Origin of the sequence: Bariatricus sp. SGI.154 (assembly GCF_050313795.1) — a bacterium.
Classification (GTDB): Bacteria; Bacillota; Clostridia; order Lachnospirales; family Lachnospiraceae; genus CAMBRQ01.
Genome location: NZ_JBNPMC010000015.1, coordinates 1 through 17,806, shown reverse-complemented (window position 1 = coordinate 17,806; position 17,806 = coordinate 1). Strand labels below are relative to the sequence as shown.

Sequence of the window (17,806 nt, the reverse complement as noted above, 5' to 3'; positions counted from 1 at the left end):
AATAAAAAAAGGAGAAATAAATATGACAAATGACAGATACCAGAGCCCTCTTTCCGAGCGCTATGCAAGTAAGGAGATGCAGTATATCTTTTCACCGGACAAGAAGTTCCGTACCTGGAGAAGATTGTGGATTGCTCTTGCGGAGACAGAGAAAGAATTAGGGCTGCCAATTACAGATGAGCAGATTGAAGAGTTAAAGGCACATGCAGACGACATTAACTATGAGGTTGCAAAAGAAAGAGAAAAACAGGTGCGCCATGACGTTATGTCTCATGTATATGCGTATGGACAGCAGTGTCCGAAAGCCAAGGGAATCATTCATCTCGGCGCAACTTCCTGCTATGTAGGAGATAATACGGATATGATCCTGATGTCTGAGGCATTAGAGATTGTAAGAAAGAAACTGATCAACGTTATCGCAGAACTGGCGAAATTCGCAGACGAGCATAAGAATCTTCCAACGCTTGCGTTCACACATTTCCAGCCGGCACAACCTACAACAGTTGGAAAGCGTGCAACGCTTTGGATGCAGGAATTCATGATGGATCTGGAAGATCTGGAATATGTGAAAGGAAGCCTGAAACTGCTTGGATCTAAAGGAACAACAGGAACACAGGCAAGTTTCCTGGAATTATTCGATGGTGACCAGGAGACGATTGATAAGATTGATCCGATGATTGCCGAGAAGATGGGATTCAAAGCATGCTATCCGGTATCCGGACAGACCTATTCCCGTAAAGTAGACACGAGAGTATTGAATGTGCTTGCGGGAATTGCGGCAAGCGCTCATAAGTTTTCGAACGATATCCGTCTCCTTCAGCATCTGAAAGAAGTGGAAGAACCATTCGAGAAGAGCCAGATCGGATCTTCTGCAATGGCATATAAGAGAAATCCGATGAGAAGTGAGCGTATAGCATCTTTGTCCAGATATGTGATGATCGATGCGCTAAATCCTGCGATTACTTCTGCAACCCAGTGGTTCGAGAGAACGCTGGATGATTCTGCGAATAAGCGCCTCAGCGTACCGGAAGGATTCCTGGCAATCGATGGTATCCTGGATCTGTGCCTGAATGTAGTAGATGGCCTGGTTGTATATCCGAAGGTTATTGAGAAACGTCTCATGTCAGAACTTCCGTTTATGGCAACTGAGAATATCATGATGGATGCAGTGAAGGCTGGTGGAGACCGGCAGGAACTTCATGAGAGAATCCGTGAACTGTCTATGGAAGCCGGACGTAATGTAAAAGAGAAGGGATTGGACAATAATTTGTTAGAATTGATTGCGAATGATCCTGCGTTTAACTTAACTGAGGAAGAACTTCAGAAGACTATGGATCCATCCAAGTACACAGGACGTGCAGCGGTACAGGTAGACGCATATCTGAAGAATGTAGTCTATCCAATGTTAGAAGAACAAAAAGATATCTTAGGTGTAAAAGCAGAGATTAATGTATAGAATAAAAAGGACGATAGGCACACGCCAGTGTGCCATATTGTCCTTATTAAAGTGTATGGCATAAGGAGGTAGGCAGATGGCGGAACTATATGATGTGATTGTACTTGGGACAGGTCCGGCAGGATTGACGGCTGGGCTATATGCCGGAAGGAGCAGGCTGTCTGTACTGATGATTGAAAAAGGACAGACCGGAGGGCAGATTGCATCTACAGCAGAACTTGAGAATTATCCGGGACAGATGTTAGAGGATGAGACGGGACCGTCTCTGGTTGCCCGGATGGTACAACAGGCGGAAAGGTTTGGGGCAAAACGTGTTGTTGATTCGATCAAAGAAGTACATCTTGAGGATGAGATAAAAGTACTGGTTGGGGAGAAAGAAGAATACAGGGCAAAAAATGTGATCATAGCAACAGGCGCGCATGCAAGACCAATCGGATGCAAAGGAGAAGCAGAATTCGTAGGCAGGGGTGTCTCTTATTGTGCAACCTGTGATGCGAATTTCTTCAGAGGTCTTGAGGTATATGTGGTTGGCGGTGGAGATTCGGCAGTGGAAGAGGCATTGTATCTTACCAGATTCGCAAGGAAGGTGACGATCATCCATAGGCGTGATGAACTGCGTGCTGCAAGATCAATACAGGAGAAGGCATTCGCGAATCCTAAGATTGAGTTCTTGTGGGACACCGTGGTAGAAGAACTCTATGGAGAGGGGCTTCTTAAAGGAATGGTTGTTAAGAATGTTAAGACAGGTGAGACCAGACAGATCGAGGCAGATGCGAAGGACGGCATATTCGGAGTGTTTGGGTTCATTGGAAGTATTCCGAATTCACGGCTCTTCGAAGGCATAGTTGAGATGGATGAGAGAGGATATATTCTGACGGATGAAGATATGCATACGAATATTGCAGGGGTGTATGCGGCTGGCGATATCCGCGTAAAGAGCCTGAGACAGGTGGTGACAGCAACGGCTGACGGAGCGATTGCTGCGGTTCAGGTGGAAAGAAGCATGTCAGATTATTGTTAGATTTCATAGGGGATTAGAAGGTGGTATCGGGTGTCATGATGCCACTTTGTTTTGCCTAAGGGGAACTATATAATGGGCTGAGAAATGGGGGATGGTTATGGATGAAGTGTTAAAAATGCCAATGATAGACATAGAAATTGTTGTGCCATGGAGGAGGATCTTAAGTGGAATTCTTTTAGCGGTATGTTGCCTGGGACTATATGTCTATGGTCTGAATCAAGTAAACAGTTATGAAGAAGTGCCAACAAGTATTACATCAAAGCATCCCGTGACCAGACCGAATGCCGGAATACATATGAAGAATGTCTGTGCTTCAGTGAAGATGACAGTTGATCATGCCCGGAATATATTGTCGGAGAAGATAGAGGAAAGCATTCATCTGTCAGTGGCTGTGTCTGAACTGGCGGCAGCGAATATACCTGGAGGAGCAGTAGCGGATTCACTTGAAGAACTGGGGAAGGATGAGATGATTGCGCTGCCGAATGAGGATGCTTCTGCCGCAGTCGGAGCAGAGGGAGCAGCAGACGAAGCAGGAGCAGCAGGTGAAGAACAGTTGGAGATATCTGGATTCATATGCAATGCGGATGGATATATTACAGGCTATACAGATAAAGTTTCGGCAACGGATGGCATATTGGTGATTCCTACAGATGAGAAGTGTATTGGAATTGTTAAGGGAGCGTTGGATGGACTGGGTGAAGAGACGACAGAAATCTATATTCCGGCTAATATAAGTGATATTGAGCCAGGCGTATTCGATAGATTTGTATCTTTGTTTTATATCGAGGTTGCTGCTGATAATCCGTCCTATTGCAGTCGCGATGGAATCTTATATACCAAATCAGGCGGGATATTTGCCTATCCGAATGGGAGACCGATGGCAGGCATGGAATATGAATAGGAGAATTTACGAAAAGAGGACAGTGCTTTGGATGGAAATCCGAGGTGCTGTCCTCAAAATTTTTACAAAGCCTCTATAATTTTGAAAAATCTGGTGTTATAATAAATAAGATTATGGCTTTGAAGGGATAGAATATGAAGATTCAACAGATAACAGAAAACAAACAAAAATATATGGATATGCTGCTAATAGCTGACCCTCAGGAGGATATGATTGAGCGCTATCTGGATGACGGCGAGCTGTTTGTCTTAATTGATGACTGTGAGATCAGAACGATCTGTGTGGTGAAGCTGTTGAACAATCGTAAGTGTGAACTAAAGAACCTGGCAACCCGAATGGAGGATCGTGGAAAGGGTTATGCAAAGTATATGATCAATTATCTGTGCGAGCATTACAGTAACAGTTGCGATATCATGTATGTGGGAACAGGGAATTGTACGAAGACGATTGAATTCTATGAGAAGTGTGGGTTTGTGAATTCACACATTGTCGCAAACTTTTTCACGGATCATTACAGAGAGCCGATCTACGAGGACGGAATCAGGCTTCGGGATATGATCTATCTGAAGAAACATCTGGAATCAGAGGTAGATATAAAGAAGGTAGTGGATTTTGCGCTGGAGGCAGGAAGAATACTCTTGAAGAGCGGCGCCGAGATATTCCGTGTGGAGGAGACGATTACCAGAATCTGCAATCGTTTCCATGTAGAGTATGTGGATACGTTTACGTTAAGTCATGCTATCTTTGTTACGGCAGAGCATGGTACGGAGAAAGCATATACGAAGGTAAAACAAGTTCCCTTATCCGGCTCGCATCTTGGAATCGTAGCAGAAGTGAATGATTTATCAAGAGAGATATCTGCAGGACATATCAGTATGGAAGAGGCATCCAAGAGATTAAAAGAGATTGAGAAGATGCCGCAGCAAAAAGGATATTTTCAGATTCTTGCGGCGGGGCTTAGCAGTGGATGTTATGGGTATCTGCTGGGGGCGAATCTGTTAGAAAGCGTGATGGCATTCTTCATCGGATGTTTTCTGTACATATGGGTACTGATCGCACAGAGACACAAGATGTCCAAGATGATCGTTAATATTGTAGGTGGTGCAATCATGACTGCCTTGGCAATCGTGATCCTGCGCATTCCGGGGCTTCACGGTATCCAACTAGGGGGGATGATCGTCGGTGCGATCATGCCGCTGGTACCGGGACTGGCATTCGTCAATGCAATTCGGGATATTGCAGACAGTGATTTCCTGTCCGGAACAGTCCGGATGATCGATGCACTGCTTGTGTTCGTCTACATTGCCATCGGAGTAGGTCTGACGTTAAGCATCTATAATAATATGGGAGGAGGTCTGGTATTATGATGGAGCGGTTAGCGGATTTCTTTACTGTGAGCCTTTTTCTGCAGATTGTCTATGCTTTTCTGGGAACGGTGGGATATGCAATACTGTTCAATGTACCGAGAAGGTTCTATCTTAGCTGCGGATTTACCGGTGCTGCCGGATGGTTCGTGTATCGTGTGGCAGAAGTACATACTTCGGCGGCGGTAGCATCTTTCTTTGGTACCTTGGTGGTGGTCCTCATATCCAGAATGCTGACCGTCCGGCTAAAATGTCCGATTACCATATTCCTTGTGGCTGGCATCCTGCCGATGGTGCCGGGAGCGGGAGTATACTATACGGCATATTATCTGGTGACCAATCAGTTGTCAGAGGCGGTCGTGCGGGGAATGGGTGCTGTTAAGGTTGCATTTGCGATTGTACTTGGAATTGTATGCATCGTATCAATTCCAAGAGAGTTCTTCCAATTGCGGTACTGGAGGCAGCGATTCCGGCTGAATCATCTGAGAAGACTGCGGCTTAAGAAGAATAAGAGTTAAGAAAGAGCAGAAATGGTTGATAGAAATAAATGGATTGTGCTACAATAAGTTGGCAATAGAGAAATTACGAAAGGAAGTAGGAGATTAGTCATGAGTAAAGTAAGAACAAGATTTGCACCAAGTCCTACCGGCAGAATGCATGTGGGGAACTTGAGAACTGCGCTTTATGCCTATCTGGTTGCGAAACATGAAGATGGGGATTTTATGCTTAGAATTGAGGATACAGATCAGGAACGTTTTGTAGAAGGCGCATTAGAAATCATTTATCATACATTAGAAGAAACAGGATTGGTTCATGATGAAGGACCGGACAAGGATGGCGGAGTTGGTCCATATGTACAGAGTGAGCGTAATGCTTCCGGCCTCTATCTGAAATATGCGAAGCAGTTAATCGAGCAGGGGGATGCTTATTATTGTTTCTGTGATAAGGAGAGGCTGGAGTCCTTAAGAAGCAGCGTTTCTGAGGATGGCAAGACGGAGATCGTGGTCTACGACAAGCACTGTCTGGGACTGAGCAAAGAAGAGGTTGAAGCGAATCTGGCAGCGGGCAAGCCGTATGTAATCCGCTTTAATATGCCGACAGAAGGAACTACAACCTTCCATGATGATATCTATGGAGATATTACGGTGCCGAATGCAGAGTTGGAGGATCTGATCCTGATCAAATCCGACGGATACCCAACTTATAATTTTGCCAATGTAATCGATGATCACTTGATGGGAATTACCCATGTGGTGCGTGGAAATGAGTATCTTTCTTCTGCGCCGAAATACAATAAGATCTATGAGGCTTTTGGGTGGGAAGTGCCAACTTATGTGCACTGCCCTCTGATTACAGATGAGAATCATAAGAAGTTAAGCAAGCGTTGCGGCCATTCTTCTTACGAAGATCTGATTGATCAGGGCTTCATTACGGAAGCAGTTGTAAACTATGTGGCACTGCTGGGCTGGTGCCCGACTGGCAATCAGGAAATCTTCTCTTTAGAGGAACTGGTAAAAGAGTTCGATTACCGTCATATGAGTAAGTCTCCGGCCGTATTTGATATTGTGAAGTTAAAATGGATGAATGGAGAATACTTTAAGGCAATGGATGCGGACAAGTTCTACGAGATGGCGGAGCCGTATATCCGGAAAGTAGTAACGAAGAATTATGATCTTAAGAAGATTGCGGCATTAGTGAAGACCAGAATCGAGATTTTCCCGGATATCGCAGAGCAGATTGATTTCTTCGAGGAACTGCCGGAGTATGATACAGCAATGTATTGCCATAAGAAGATGAAGACCAATGAGGAGAAGTCCCTGGAGGTTCTGAAAGATGTATTGCCGCTTCTTGAGGCACAGGAAGATTATAGCAATGATGCGCTTTTTGCCGTGCTGAAGGGCTATGTGGATGAGAAGGGATTCAAGACTGGTTATGTGATGTGGCCGGTAAGAACCGCTGTGTCAGGAAAGCAGAACACACCTGGAGGCGCAACAGAGATTATGGAGATCCTTGGCAAAGAGGAATCTCTTAGAAGAATCAGAAAAGGTATTGAATTATTAAGTAGATAAGGGGAATCTTATGAGTTGCCAAAGCATCCGTAAGGGTCTGCCGGTGGCAGGTCTCGTAGGTTTAAATCAGGCTCAGGCTGAGGCAGTCGCCCACAAGGATGGACCTTGTATGGTCCTTGCCGGTCCCGGTTCCGGGAAAACTCTTACCATAGCGAAAAGAATAGAATATCTGATTACAAAGTATAAGGTAAGACCAGAAGAGATTCTGGTCATTACCTTTACAAAGTATGCTGCGAATGAGATGAAGAACAGATTCCGGCAGATTATGGGACGTGCGGGGTTGCCCGTGACGTTTGGTACTTTTCATGGGATCTATTATGGAATCTTGAAATGGGCATATAGTCTGAATCAGTCTAATCTGTTGTCAGAAGAAGAAAAATACGGACTCATTAAGCAGGCAGCCTCCCGTATGGATTGGGAGGAACTGCCGTCAGTTGATGATGAAAGAGATTATCTTCAGGAACTGGCAATTGAGATTGGCAATGTGAAGAATAATTGCTATGATATCGGAGATTATGAATCAACTCGCTACGTGGCCGGCAGGTTTCGGGAACTGTACCAGACTTATGAAGAAGAGAAAAGAAGATTAAGAAAGATTGATTTTGAAGATATGCTTATCATGTGCAGGGATCTGTTCAGACGAAGATCGGATATCCTGGAAAAGTGGCAGCAAAAATTCCGGTATATTCTGGTGGATGAATTCCAGGATGTGAATCAGGCACAGTATGATGTGGTGCGTATGCTGGCAGCACCGCAGGATAATCTCTTTATTGTTGGGGATGATGATCAGTCCATCTACGGATTCCGTGGGGCGAAGCCCGGAATTATGATGGAATTCGCGAAGGATTATCCGCAGGCAAAACAGATTCTTCTGAATGTGAATTACCGTTCGAATGCACACATTGTTAACGGTGCGCTGCGGGTCATCAGTCATAATCAGGAGCGCTATGAGAAAGAGATTGTTGCGAAGAAGAAGCCGGGGGAGACGATTCACGTACAGGAAGTCAGAGATCCGGTAGAAGAAAGTAAATATATCCTTGAGACAGTCCGGGAATATGCAGACCGTGGTATCCCGTACGAGCAGATGGCGGTATTGTACCGGACGAACCTGGATGCAAGAGCATTGTCAGAGATGATGACGGAATATCAGATTCCATTTACCATGAAGGAGCATCTGAATAATATTTATGACCATTTTATCGGAACGGATATCAGCAGTTACTTTCATCTGTCACAGGGAGAGTATGAGCGGAAATATTTTCTTCAGATTGCAAACAGGCCGAAGAGATATATTAGCCGTGACAGTATGAAAGATGGCAGGATATCCTATGAGTCATTACGCAACTTTTACTGTGATAAGGACTGGATGATGGACAGGATCGATCAGTTGGAATGGGATATGAAGATGATTAAGGATAAGACGCCTTATGCGGCGATCCAGTATATCAGAAAGAGTATGGGGTATGATGAATTCTTAAGAGAATATGCGGCGTTCCGGAAGATTCCACTAGAGGAGCTTATGGCAGTGTTAGAAGAGATTCAGCAGAATTCCAAAGAATACCAGACGATTGCAGAATGGTTCGTCCATGTAGAGAATTATAAAGCTATGCTTGAGCAGCAGAAAGCAGGAAGCAGCAGTAAAGAAGGTGTAGCACTTATGACTATACATGGAGCAAAGGGGCTTGAGTATGAACTGGTATTCATCATCGCAGGCAACGAAGGAAGCATCCCTTATAAGAAAGCAAAGACGGAGGAGGAGTTAGAGGAGGAACGGCGTCTGTTCTATGTGGCGATGACCAGAGCCAAGAGCAGGCTGATTATCAGTTATGTAAAAGAAAAAAACGGAAAAGACCTAAGTCCTTCCCGTTTTGTTGAAGAATTATTCCTCGCCGTCTAACTCCTCGAATTCCTGGGTATCCATCCACTCATCGAATGCATCTGCGGCAACCTCGTACTCGTCATCATCATCAATGTTGGCAAGTTCAGGTTCGCCCGCTTCATTCTCCAGGTAGCGGTAGAGGTATACATCGCCGTCTTCTGTCTCTCCATTCTCGTTCAGAGGGAGCAGGGCGATGTATTCTTTGCCGTCTGCCTCGAAGAGAGTGAGGATGGCGCATTCAACAACTTCATCATTGTCGAGTGTCAGTTCGACTGTCATGTATTCATCCATATTACTGATCTCCTTTATTATACAAGATATAATAACTGTACCAAAGGACCCCGGAAAATGCAAGAATGTTTTGATAGAATGGGCAGGAAAATGAAAAGAGTAGCCAAATGCGTAAAAATGTTGTAAAATAAAGATGTGTATGCAAATATGCGCATAAGGAGGAAGGCTATTATGATGAGAAAGAGAATGCTAAGGGTATTAGCATTACTGTTTGTCTGTATTTTCGCATTGTCTGCTTGCAAGAAGAATGTAGGGACACCAGAGGATAATGCAGTAAAAGAAGAATCAGAAGATGGCGAAGACGCAGAAGAAGATGATGATACATATGTATTTGGATTCAGCGGAATGGATATGGAGAATCCTTATTTTATCACATTAGAGGCAGCGATAAAGGAAGCGCTGGATAAGGATGAATACAGGCTGATCACTAAGGATCCGGCCTCTGATCCTGAACTGCAGGCGACGCAGATTCAGGAATTGATTGAGGAAGGAATAGATGCCATATTCTTATGCCCGGTAGACTGGGAGGCGATCACTCCGTCTCTGGAGGCACTTAAGGAGGCAGAGGTGAAGATTATCAATGTCGATTCCCAGGTAAAAGAGATGGACTATGTAGATGCCTATATTGGTTCCGATAATGAGAATGCGGGATACATCTGTGGGGAAGACTTAATAGAGAGATGCCCGGAAGGTGGCAAGGTGGCAATCCTTGAATGTCCGACGCAGAATTCTATCAACGAGCGAATCACAGGGTTTGAAGAGGCGATTGCCAAGGCGGAAAAAGGGTTTGAAGTTGTTGCAAGAGAGGATACCAATGGAGAGTTTGAGAAGGCGCTGGAGGCGGCCAAAGGAATTGTAGAGAAGTACCCGGATGTCATGGCGATTATGTGCGGGAATGACCAGTTGGCGGTTGCGGCTAAGACGGCAGTGAATCTGGAAGGACTTGACAAGGTGATTATCTATGGGGTGGATGGTTCGCCGGACATTAAGAAGGAGTTAAGAAAGCCAGAGTGCCAGATTGCCGGGACGGCGGCGCAGTCTCCGATTAATATAGGCAAGACAGCGGTGCAGGTTGCGGTGGATATGTTAGATGGCAAGGACTACGAAAAAGAAACTTATGAAGAAGTATTCATGATTAATAAAGACAACGTTGATATGTATGGCGTAGACGGATGGCAATAAGATATGAACAACAGAATAGTTGGATGTAGGGTGTAACGTGTACAATATACAGACAACAGGAAGGATAAGGCATGAGAGAAAGAGCGGGGCGGCCCTTACCGTTAGGAGTTACGATTGAAGGAAATGTGGTGAATTTTTCAACTGCAGTTCCACAGAGAAAAGAATGTCAGTTATTACTATACCGTGCAGGCGAGAATGAGCCGTGTATGACTTATGAGATGAAACAGGAGATTGGCGAGGTGCGGTATCTTACACTGGAAGACATTACGCCATCGGATTATGAGTATAACTATCAGATTGACGATGAGATTGTTATAGATCCTTACGCGAAAGCGCTGACAGGACGGGAGATCTGGGGAGAAGAGCGTGATGCATCAAAGTCCGAAGTAAGGGGAATTCTGTATGACAAGGAGTACGACTGGGAAGGGGATAAGCCATTGGAACTTCCTTATCACAGTGTGATTGCGTATAGTCTGCATGTCCGTGGCTTTACAAAACATCCGTCGTCAAAAGTAAGGAATAAAGGAACGTTTCGCGGAGTGATAGAGAAACTTACGTATCTTCAGGATCTGGGGATTAACCAGATTCACTGCATGCCGGTTTATGATTTTGAAGAGAACTTAAGGTATCGGAATTACTGGGGATATGGAGAAGGATACTTTTTTGCGCCGAAAGCATCTTATGCGAAGTCAAAAGATGCGGTAAGAGAACTAAAGGATATGGTAAAATCCTGCCATCAGGCAGGGATAGAAGTTGTGCTTGAGATGCCGTTTACCGGAGAAACTCCGAAACAGATGATCGAGGAATGTTTAAGGTATTATCGGATGGAGTATCATATCGATGGATTCATCCTGAATCCTCTGATTGCCCCGATGGATGGAATCTATGCAGATCCTATCCTGAAGAAGACGAAACTTATGGTTCATCAGACTGGATTCCAGACGGTTATGCGCCGTTTCCTGAAGGGAGATGAAGGAATGATCGGCGAAGTGATATACTGGCTTCGTCATAATTCCAGGAGGGAAGGAATATTTAATTATATCACGAATCAAAATGGATTCACGCTCTGTGATCTGGTGTCCTATGACGGGAAACATAATGAGACGAATGGCGAGAACAATCAGGATGGTCCTGATTATAATTTCAGTTGGAATTGCGGGGCGGAAGGTCCATCCAGAAAGAAGGCTGTAGTTGCACTGCGTAATCAGCAGATGCGCAATGCTTACCTTTTGCTTCTTCTGGCACAAGGGACTCCGTGTCTTCTGGCAGGCGATGAATTCGCGAATACGCAAGATGGCAATAATAACGTCTATTGCCAGGATAATCCTACCGGATGGGTTGACTGGAGGAGACTGGACAGAAGAAAAGAACAGTGGGAGTTTGTGAAGTCTCTGATCGCTATAAGGAAGAACTATCCTGTCTTCTGGCCAGAAGAAGAGATGCAGGGAATGAATCAGATGAAATGCGGTGTGCCGGATGTATCTTATCATGGTGAGAGTGCATGGCGGGTGCCTTCTGAGATTGCAAGCAGGCAGTTGGGAGTTTATTACAGCGGGATGGCTGTAGATGGTGAAGACTGTTTTGTGGCTTACAATATGCATTGGGTAGATCATACATTCGCTTTGCCGGCATTGTCTAAGAAAAAGAAGTGGTATAAGATTGCATCTACGGAGGAAGGAGTTCTGAAAGAAGAAGAACTTCTTGAGAGTCAGAGACTCGTAGAAGTAAAGGCAAGAACGATTATGGTGATTGTGGGCAGGTAGGAAGATGGAACAGGTATTACGGAGGGCGGGTCTTACATCGTATCAGTTAAAATGGATCGCGATTATTACAATGGTGATAGACCATACTGGCGCGATCATCTACCCTGGAGAAATGATATGGCGTTATCTTGGAAGGCTGTCTTTTCCTATATTCTGTTTTTTGTTGGTAGAAGGCTTTGTTCATACGCATGATATCTATCAGTATATGCTGAGACTTGGAATCTTTGCCGTGATATCTGAGATACCTTATGATCTGGCATTTCACGGCAGGATTCTGGAATTCGAGTATCAGAATGTTTTTTTTACACTGCTGCTAGGCGTTGTTATGATGTATGTTCTGGAGAAGGGCGGTGACTGGCCGGAGAAGTTGATAGAAGTGCTTTTGGTGATGTGGCTTGCGAATCTGCTGCGGACGGATTATAGTTTCAAAGGGATTCTGCTGATTAGCGTCTTCTATGTATTCCGGCAGTATTTTTTACCCAAGATGGCAGGCGGAGCAGTATGGAATCTGCTTTGGAATGGGAGTGTGCAGGGATATGGCGCGCTGGCTATGATTCCGATTGCATTGTATAATGGAGAACGCGGGAGAAGGATGAAGTATTTCTTTTACGTTTTTTATCCGGCACATCTGCTGGTGTTATATGGAATTAGCAGGTGTCTGATGTAGAGAATTATGAGAAAGAGAAGTAGAAGGTTATGAAAGCGTTAGAGCATTTGAAGACGATTAATCATCACAAATTACTGGTTATGAAAGAATGTTTTAAGGTTGGGCTTTATAAGCAGGGGCTCTTGCATGATCTGTCAAAATATACACCCACAGAGTTCCTGGTGGGCTGTAAGTATTATCAAGGAACCAGAAGCCCTAATAATGCAGAGCGTGAGGCTACGGGATATTCGAAGGCGTGGCTGCATCATAAGGGCAGGAACAAGCATCATTATGAATATTGGATTGATTACAGCGTGAATCCAAAAGAGGGCATTATAGGGCTTAAGATGCCTAAGAAGTACGTGATAGAGATGTTCATGGACCGTGTCGCAGCATCTAAGACCTACCAGGGAAGTAATTATAAGGATACGCATCCGCTGGAATATTATGAGAAGGGTGCGGGAAAACTGGGGAAGATGATACATCCTGAGACAGCCAGGCTTCTGCATTTTTTGCTTAAGATGCTGGCAGAAGAAGGAGAAGAGAAGACCTTCCGTTACATAAAAAAAGTAATTTTAAAAAAATAAAAATAGATGTTGACATTTGTAGGTCTATGTAGTATTATAATTTTCGGACGGTTGATAAAGACGTCATGCGGAAGTGTCGGAACTGGCAGACGAGCAAGACTAAGGATCTTGTAAGCATTGCGCTTGTGTGGGTTCAAGTCCCATCTTCCGCATTAAGAAAAAGGCAGGAAACGGTATGTTTCCTGCTTTTTTCTTAAGTTTCTTATACTCTTTTTTGATATCCATTGTTAATATATTATTGGGCGCTTGAGTGTTAACAATGGGAACAATGTGTATGGAACGAACTCAATACTTTTGATGTTCTTTTAAAGACAGGAGTTTTATGAAAACTAAACCATTACATGAAATTAATCGTTATGATGATACTTCATTTCCTGTGGGGATGTATATTGTTACAAAGGATAAGATTGTTCCGAAAGGCAGGGGACATATGGATCTTCACTGGCATGAAGAATTACAGTTCACGCTTGTAACGAATGGCTCTGTTGTTATGCAGGTAGATGGCAAGATGTATATATTGGAAGAGGGGCAGGCGATATTCATCAATCGGAATCTGCTGCATATTACTAGTGAACTGCCGGAGGATGGAAGATATATCAGTATCAATTTTCCGGATAAACTTCTTGGTTTTTTTGTGGGCAGCCGTATGGAGAGAGATTATGTAATGCCATATACCAATAATTATCGATTTCCGGCAATTGTTTTTCGGAAAGAAATTGAGTGGCAGAAAAAAATCTTAGATGAACTTTGGGAGTTACAGGAGATTCTCCTTAAGAGAGAGCCTATGTATGAATATAAAGTATCACAGAAACTGGTTACAATCTGGATGATCTTGATTAATAATGCACAGGATCAGTTAAAAAACCCTTCAAAAGGATATGTCCGTAAGCAGGAGCGTATGCAGAAGATGCTGTCCTACATTCATGAAAATTATATGAATAACATACTTCTGAAAGATATTGCAGCAGAAGTGAACGTTAGTGAAGGTGAGTGCTGCCGATGTTTCAAAGAATTGATTCGAGAGAGTCCGAACCAATATCTTCTTGAATACCGCATTTCGAGGGCGATGGAGATGTTAAATTACACGGGAATGCCTGTCACGGAGATTGCTCTTCAGTGTGGATTCAACGATACCAGCCATTTTATCCAGTATTTTAAGAAAAAGACAAAAATGACACCCAATGAATTTCGCAATAAAAAATGTTAAGATTATTATAGTTTTGGTTAAGTCTTTTATAGCAGGGAACAGCGTTTATTGTTAAACTAATATCAATAAAGAAATGAAATTGATAGTAGGAGGTTTAATAATGGGCGCTAATTTTATGGATCGAATTCAGTTTATGAAAGACCGTGTGGTACATACGATTCCGGAGATGGATCTGGAAAATGCACGCATCATGACAGAGAGTTTTAGAGAGACAACTGGCGAACCGCTTTGCATTCAGAAAGCAAAAGCATTCCGCAAGCAGTGCCGTGAAAAGACAGTCAAGATATGGGATAAGGAATTGATTGTAGGATGTTCCGGAAGTAAAATGCGAGGAGGTATTCTTTGTGTTGATACATGCTGGAGCATCCTGGATGATGAGATTGATACAATTAATGACCGTAAATATGATCCATTTAAACTTCGTGAAGAAGACAGACAGATGTTTCTTAAGGAGATAAAGCCGTTCTGGCAGGGAAGATCTACTTACGAAGCATGGTTAAAACAGATTCCGGATGACTGCCGTGATCTTCGAGACACTGGGCAGGTGTATATCAACAGAAAGGCTGTACGTGGTTGGGGAGAGACGACTGCCGGTTATCGCCAGATAATTGAGGAAGGGATCGAGAGCATCTGTGAGACAATCCGTAAGAAAAAAGCAACACTTGACGCAACAGTTCCAGGTGATATTGAAAAAGAGGATTATCTGAATGCGCTTTTGATAAGCGCAGAAGGAATCTGTGAACTGGCAGAGAGATATGCGGTGGAAGCAGAGCGTCTTGCAGCGGAAGAACAGGATGAGGTGAGAAGACAGGAACTTTTGGATATTGCAGAGGCATGCCACCGTGTTCCAAGATATCCGGCGCGTTCTTTCCGTGAAGTATTACAGTCTCTGTATATCTATCAGATTTGTATCTTTATGGAGCAGAATGCTGCAAGTTACAATCCTGGCCGTATGGATCAGTATTTATATCCGTATTACAAGGCAGACATCGAGAAAGGCATCTTGACAGAAGAAGAGGCACAGGAACTTCTGGACTGCCTGTGGATCAAATTCTCGGAGCCGTGTCTGTTCCAGGATGCTGTTACCGCAGAATTTGCTGCAGGTTATCCGATGTTCCAGAATGTCTGCGTTGGAGGAGTAACAACTGCAGGAATGGATGCGGTTAACGATTTGTCATACCTGATCCTTCAGGCAACGATGGATGTGCAGTTATATCAGCCGTCTCTGTCTGTAAGGTATTCCTTGGCAAAGAATCCCAATAAGTTCCTGCGCAAAGTTGTGGAACTGATTCGTCTTGGCACAGGCTTCCCGGCATTCCACAATGATGATATTGGTATCCGTATGGTGATGAACAAAGGAATTCCACTTCGCGATGCACTGGATTGGAATCCTTGCGGATGTGTTGAGACAAACTTAGAAGGAAGACTTCGCCAGTACACAGCTCTTGCAGATATCAATCTTGGTGGCATGATTGAATTCGTAATGACGAATGGCGTTCATCGAAAGAGCGGAAGAAAAGTTTCTGTTGAGACTGGCGATCCGACAAGTTTTAAGACTTATGAAGAATTCAAAGAAGCAGTAAAAAAGCAGCTTTGCTACGCAGTACGTGCAGTGGTAAAAGGAAGCCATGTAATTGACAATGTGTGCATGGATCGTGTTGTGCCGGCTTTGTCTCTGTCATTCCGTGATTGTATTGAGAATTGTAGTGATTATGCATGGGGTGGTGCAAAATATAATACAGGTAATGGAATTATATTGATTGGCGTTGCCGATCTGATCAACAGTATGGCAGCAGTAAAGAATCTTGTTTATGACGAAAAGAAGATAACAATGCAGCAGCTTGTAGATGCATTGAATTCGGATTTTGAGGGTTATGAATTTATTCAGCAGTTGTGTAGGGATGCACCGAAATACGGAAATGATGATGATTCAGTTGATGAGATGATCGGAGAAATGTATACATTCATTGCTGATGAGATAGAGAGTTATAAGAGTAAGTTCGGAACGATGACACCTGGTATTCTTCCTGTTTCCGGAAATACACCGTTTGGTCTTGAAGTTGGAGCGCTCCCATATGGAAGAAATGCATGGAAACCATTGGCAGATGGTGTATCGCCAAATGGCGGAACGGATACGCAAGGACCGGGAGCGGTATTAAAATCTGTATCCAAGATTCCGCACGATCGATTCGTACAGGGAACACTCTTGAATATGAAGGTTGAACCTGAGATGCTGAACAGCGAGAATGGAATCCAGCAGATGATGGCACTGTTAAAGAGTATGTGTTCACTGGGTGTATTCCATGTACAGTTTAATGTAATCAATAGAGAGACTCTGATTGCAGCTCAGAAGAATCCGAAGGATTATCGTGGACTACTGGTGCGGGTGGCTGGATATACAGCATACTTTACTGAACTTGGAAAAGATGTTCAGGACGAAATCATTGGAAGAACAGAGCAGAAATCCTTATATGGATGCAGCTGTGGCTAATATAACTGGAGGGAATGGGAATGAGCGAACTGACAGGAAAGGTTTTGAGAATAGAGAAAACTTCGATTCATGATGGAGAGGGGTTAAGGGCAGTTGTATTTTTAAAAGGATGCCCTTTGAAATGTAAATGGTGTTCTACGCCAGAATCTCAGTATCGTTATTCCCATTGCGCAACCGGATATGGAAAAGATATGACCGTATCAGAGGTGGTAAAAGAGGTTTGTAAAGATTCTATCTTTTTCTTCCATTCTGGAGGAGGGGTGACCATAAGCGGCGGTGAAGTACTGATGCAGAGCGAATTTGCGGCAGAAATATTGAAAGAATGTATGCTGGAAGGGATGCAGACAGCGATTGAGACAAGTCTGTATGGAGACTATGAGACGAAGATTCGTCTACTGCTTCCGTTTCTCTCGACGATGTATGTTGATTTTAAAGTATATGATGATGAGAAGCATCAGTATTATACCGGAGTGTCAAATGAATTGATCAAGAGCAACTTGTTAAGACTCCAAGAAGAATATCAGGGATATATTCATATTCGTATTCCTACTGTTCCGGGCGTAAATCTAAGTGAGGAAAATGGCAGGAAAACGGCGGAGTTCTTAAAGCCTCTTACAAAAGTAAAGGATATCGAACTTCTGCCGTATCATAAATTAGGGACAGATACGTATCGGAAAATGGATGTGCAGTATGAATTGCCGAAGACACAGACGCCAGGGATGAAAGAGATGCGAAGATTGGCAGAAGTGATTAAGGAAACGGATCCTAACAGAATCGTGAAGATTAAAGGAGAGTCATTTGCTGGGATGTTGATGTGACAGCGTTTGTTTGTATGGGAATTTAGTGGAGAAAAGTAGATTTTCGAAAGTGTACGGTGAAGCAGAAGAAGATGGCTGGCTCTGAGAACGGGGCGTTTCGTTAACAAGGTGTAAGCGTGAGAATCCCCGTA

General features: G+C 43.8%; 15 protein-coding genes and 1 tRNA gene. 15 read left to right on the top strand and 1 reads right to left on the bottom strand.

The features are described from left to right. Window positions 1–22 precede the first annotated feature (22 nt). The 7 genes from purB to ACQRBN_RS08540 all read left to right on the top strand — a co-directional run bounded on the left by purB (window position 23) and on the right by ACQRBN_RS08540 (window position 8,708). Window positions 23–1,456: an adenylosuccinate lyase gene (gene purB, locus ACQRBN_RS08570; protein ID WP_427738589.1), complete on the top strand. Its 1,434-nt coding sequence runs from the start codon at window positions 23–25 to the stop codon at window positions 1,454–1,456. 76 nt (window positions 1,457–1,532) lie between these two features. Continuing rightward, window positions 1,533–2,477 (top strand): thioredoxin-disulfide reductase, encoded by a 945-nt coding sequence (gene trxB / locus ACQRBN_RS08565; protein ID WP_427738588.1) that lies wholly within the window; start codon window positions 1,533–1,535, stop codon window positions 2,475–2,477. 97 nt (window positions 2,478–2,574) lie between these two features. After that, window positions 2,575–3,378, top strand: coding sequence for a hypothetical protein (locus tag ACQRBN_RS08560; protein WP_427738587.1), 804 nt, complete (start codon window positions 2,575–2,577; stop codon window positions 3,376–3,378). A gap of 134 nt (window positions 3,379–3,512) precedes the next feature. Next, window positions 3,513–4,745, top strand: coding sequence for a GNAT family N-acetyltransferase (locus ACQRBN_RS08555; RefSeq protein ID WP_427738586.1), 1,233 nt, complete (start codon window positions 3,513–3,515; stop codon window positions 4,743–4,745). Next, the gene (locus ACQRBN_RS08550; protein WP_427738584.1) at window positions 4,742–5,260 is read left to right on the top strand and encodes a threonine/serine exporter family protein; all 519 of its coding nucleotides are present in this window, start codon (window positions 4,742–4,744) and stop codon (window positions 5,258–5,260) included. The genes ACQRBN_RS08555 and ACQRBN_RS08550 overlap by 4 nt, the downstream gene beginning before the upstream one ends. Before the next feature lie 90 nt (window positions 5,261–5,350). Further along, the gene (gltX, locus tag ACQRBN_RS08545) at window positions 5,351–6,811 is read left to right on the top strand and encodes a glutamate--tRNA ligase (protein ID WP_427738583.1); all 1,461 of its coding nucleotides are present in this window, start codon (window positions 5,351–5,353) and stop codon (window positions 6,809–6,811) included. 10 nt (window positions 6,812–6,821) lie between these two features. After that, a complete protein-coding gene (locus tag ACQRBN_RS08540) occupies window positions 6,822–8,708 on the top strand; it encodes an ATP-dependent helicase (RefSeq protein ID WP_427738582.1) in 1,887 nt (628 codons plus the stop codon). Here ACQRBN_RS08540 and ACQRBN_RS08535 read toward each other — a convergent pair. After that, window positions 8,691–8,981, bottom strand: a complete 291-nt coding sequence (locus ACQRBN_RS08535; RefSeq protein WP_427738581.1) for a DUF1292 domain-containing protein — start codon at window positions 8,979–8,981, stop codon at window positions 8,691–8,693. The genes ACQRBN_RS08540 and ACQRBN_RS08535 overlap by 18 nt on opposite strands. Before the next feature lie 171 nt (window positions 8,982–9,152). Between ACQRBN_RS08535 and ACQRBN_RS08530 the strand changes: the two genes are divergently transcribed. The 8 genes from ACQRBN_RS08530 (at window position 9,153) to ACQRBN_RS08495 (ending at window position 17,675) form a co-directional block, all read left to right on the top strand. Then, window positions 9,153–10,163, top strand: a complete 1,011-nt coding sequence (locus ACQRBN_RS08530; protein ID WP_427738580.1) for a sugar ABC transporter substrate-binding protein — start codon at window positions 9,153–9,155, stop codon at window positions 10,161–10,163. A 71-nt stretch (window positions 10,164–10,234) separates the two neighbouring features. Next, complete coding sequence (locus ACQRBN_RS08525) at window positions 10,235–11,926, top strand: alpha-amylase family glycosyl hydrolase (protein ID WP_427738579.1); 1,692 nt, start codon at window positions 10,235–10,237, stop codon at window positions 11,924–11,926. Window positions 11,927–11,930: 4 nt separating this feature from the next. After that, the gene (locus tag ACQRBN_RS08520) at window positions 11,931–12,593 is read left to right on the top strand and encodes a TraX family protein (RefSeq protein WP_427738578.1); all 663 of its coding nucleotides are present in this window, start codon (window positions 11,931–11,933) and stop codon (window positions 12,591–12,593) included. 29 nt (window positions 12,594–12,622) lie between these two features. Then, window positions 12,623–13,159 (top strand): DUF5662 family protein, encoded by a 537-nt coding sequence (locus tag ACQRBN_RS08515; RefSeq protein ID WP_427738577.1) that lies wholly within the window; start codon window positions 12,623–12,625, stop codon window positions 13,157–13,159. 67 nt (window positions 13,160–13,226) lie between these two features. Continuing rightward, a tRNA-Leu gene (locus ACQRBN_RS08510) sits at window positions 13,227–13,311 on the top strand. Window positions 13,312–13,481: 170 nt separating this feature from the next. Continuing rightward, window positions 13,482–14,366 (top strand): helix-turn-helix domain-containing protein, encoded by an 885-nt coding sequence (locus ACQRBN_RS08505; RefSeq protein ID WP_427738576.1) that lies wholly within the window; start codon window positions 13,482–13,484, stop codon window positions 14,364–14,366. 100 nt (window positions 14,367–14,466) lie between these two features. Then, window positions 14,467–16,857, top strand: a complete 2,391-nt coding sequence (locus tag ACQRBN_RS08500; RefSeq protein ID WP_427738575.1) for a glycyl radical protein — start codon at window positions 14,467–14,469, stop codon at window positions 16,855–16,857. A 20-nt stretch (window positions 16,858–16,877) separates the two neighbouring features. Continuing rightward, window positions 16,878–17,675, top strand: a complete 798-nt coding sequence (locus ACQRBN_RS08495) for a glycyl-radical enzyme activating protein (RefSeq protein WP_427738574.1) — start codon at window positions 16,878–16,880, stop codon at window positions 17,673–17,675. Window positions 17,676–17,806: the final 131 nt, after the last annotated feature.

Coding starts and splice junctions, on each gene's coding strand:
- ACQRBN_RS08550 (WP_427738584.1), top strand. CDS start 4,742: ATGATGGAGCGGTTAGCGGATTTCTTTACTGTGAGCCTTTTTCTGCAG.
- ACQRBN_RS08495 (WP_427738574.1), top strand. CDS start 16,878: ATGAGCGAACTGACAGGAAAGGTTTTGAGAATAGAGAAAACTTCGATT.
- ACQRBN_RS08520 (WP_427738578.1), top strand. CDS start 11,931: ATGGAACAGGTATTACGGAGGGCGGGTCTTACATCGTATCAGTTAAAA.
- ACQRBN_RS08525 (WP_427738579.1), top strand. CDS start 10,235: ATGAGAGAAAGAGCGGGGCGGCCCTTACCGTTAGGAGTTACGATTGAA.
- ACQRBN_RS08500 (WP_427738575.1), top strand. CDS start 14,467: ATGGGCGCTAATTTTATGGATCGAATTCAGTTTATGAAAGACCGTGTG.
- ACQRBN_RS08535 (WP_427738581.1), bottom strand. CDS start 8,981: ATGGATGAATACATGACAGTCGAACTGACACTCGACAATGATGAAGTT.
- gltX (WP_427738583.1), top strand. CDS start 5,351: ATGAGTAAAGTAAGAACAAGATTTGCACCAAGTCCTACCGGCAGAATG.
- purB (WP_427738589.1), top strand. CDS start 23: ATGACAAATGACAGATACCAGAGCCCTCTTTCCGAGCGCTATGCAAGT.
- ACQRBN_RS08515 (WP_427738577.1), top strand. CDS start 12,623: ATGAAAGCGTTAGAGCATTTGAAGACGATTAATCATCACAAATTACTG.
- ACQRBN_RS08560 (WP_427738587.1), top strand. CDS start 2,575: ATGGATGAAGTGTTAAAAATGCCAATGATAGACATAGAAATTGTTGTG.
- trxB (WP_427738588.1), top strand. CDS start 1,533: ATGGCGGAACTATATGATGTGATTGTACTTGGGACAGGTCCGGCAGGA.
- ACQRBN_RS08505 (WP_427738576.1), top strand. CDS start 13,482: ATGAAAACTAAACCATTACATGAAATTAATCGTTATGATGATACTTCA.
- ACQRBN_RS08530 (WP_427738580.1), top strand. CDS start 9,153: ATGATGAGAAAGAGAATGCTAAGGGTATTAGCATTACTGTTTGTCTGT.
- ACQRBN_RS08555 (WP_427738586.1), top strand. CDS start 3,513: ATGAAGATTCAACAGATAACAGAAAACAAACAAAAATATATGGATATG.
- ACQRBN_RS08540 (WP_427738582.1), top strand. CDS start 6,822: ATGAGTTGCCAAAGCATCCGTAAGGGTCTGCCGGTGGCAGGTCTCGTA.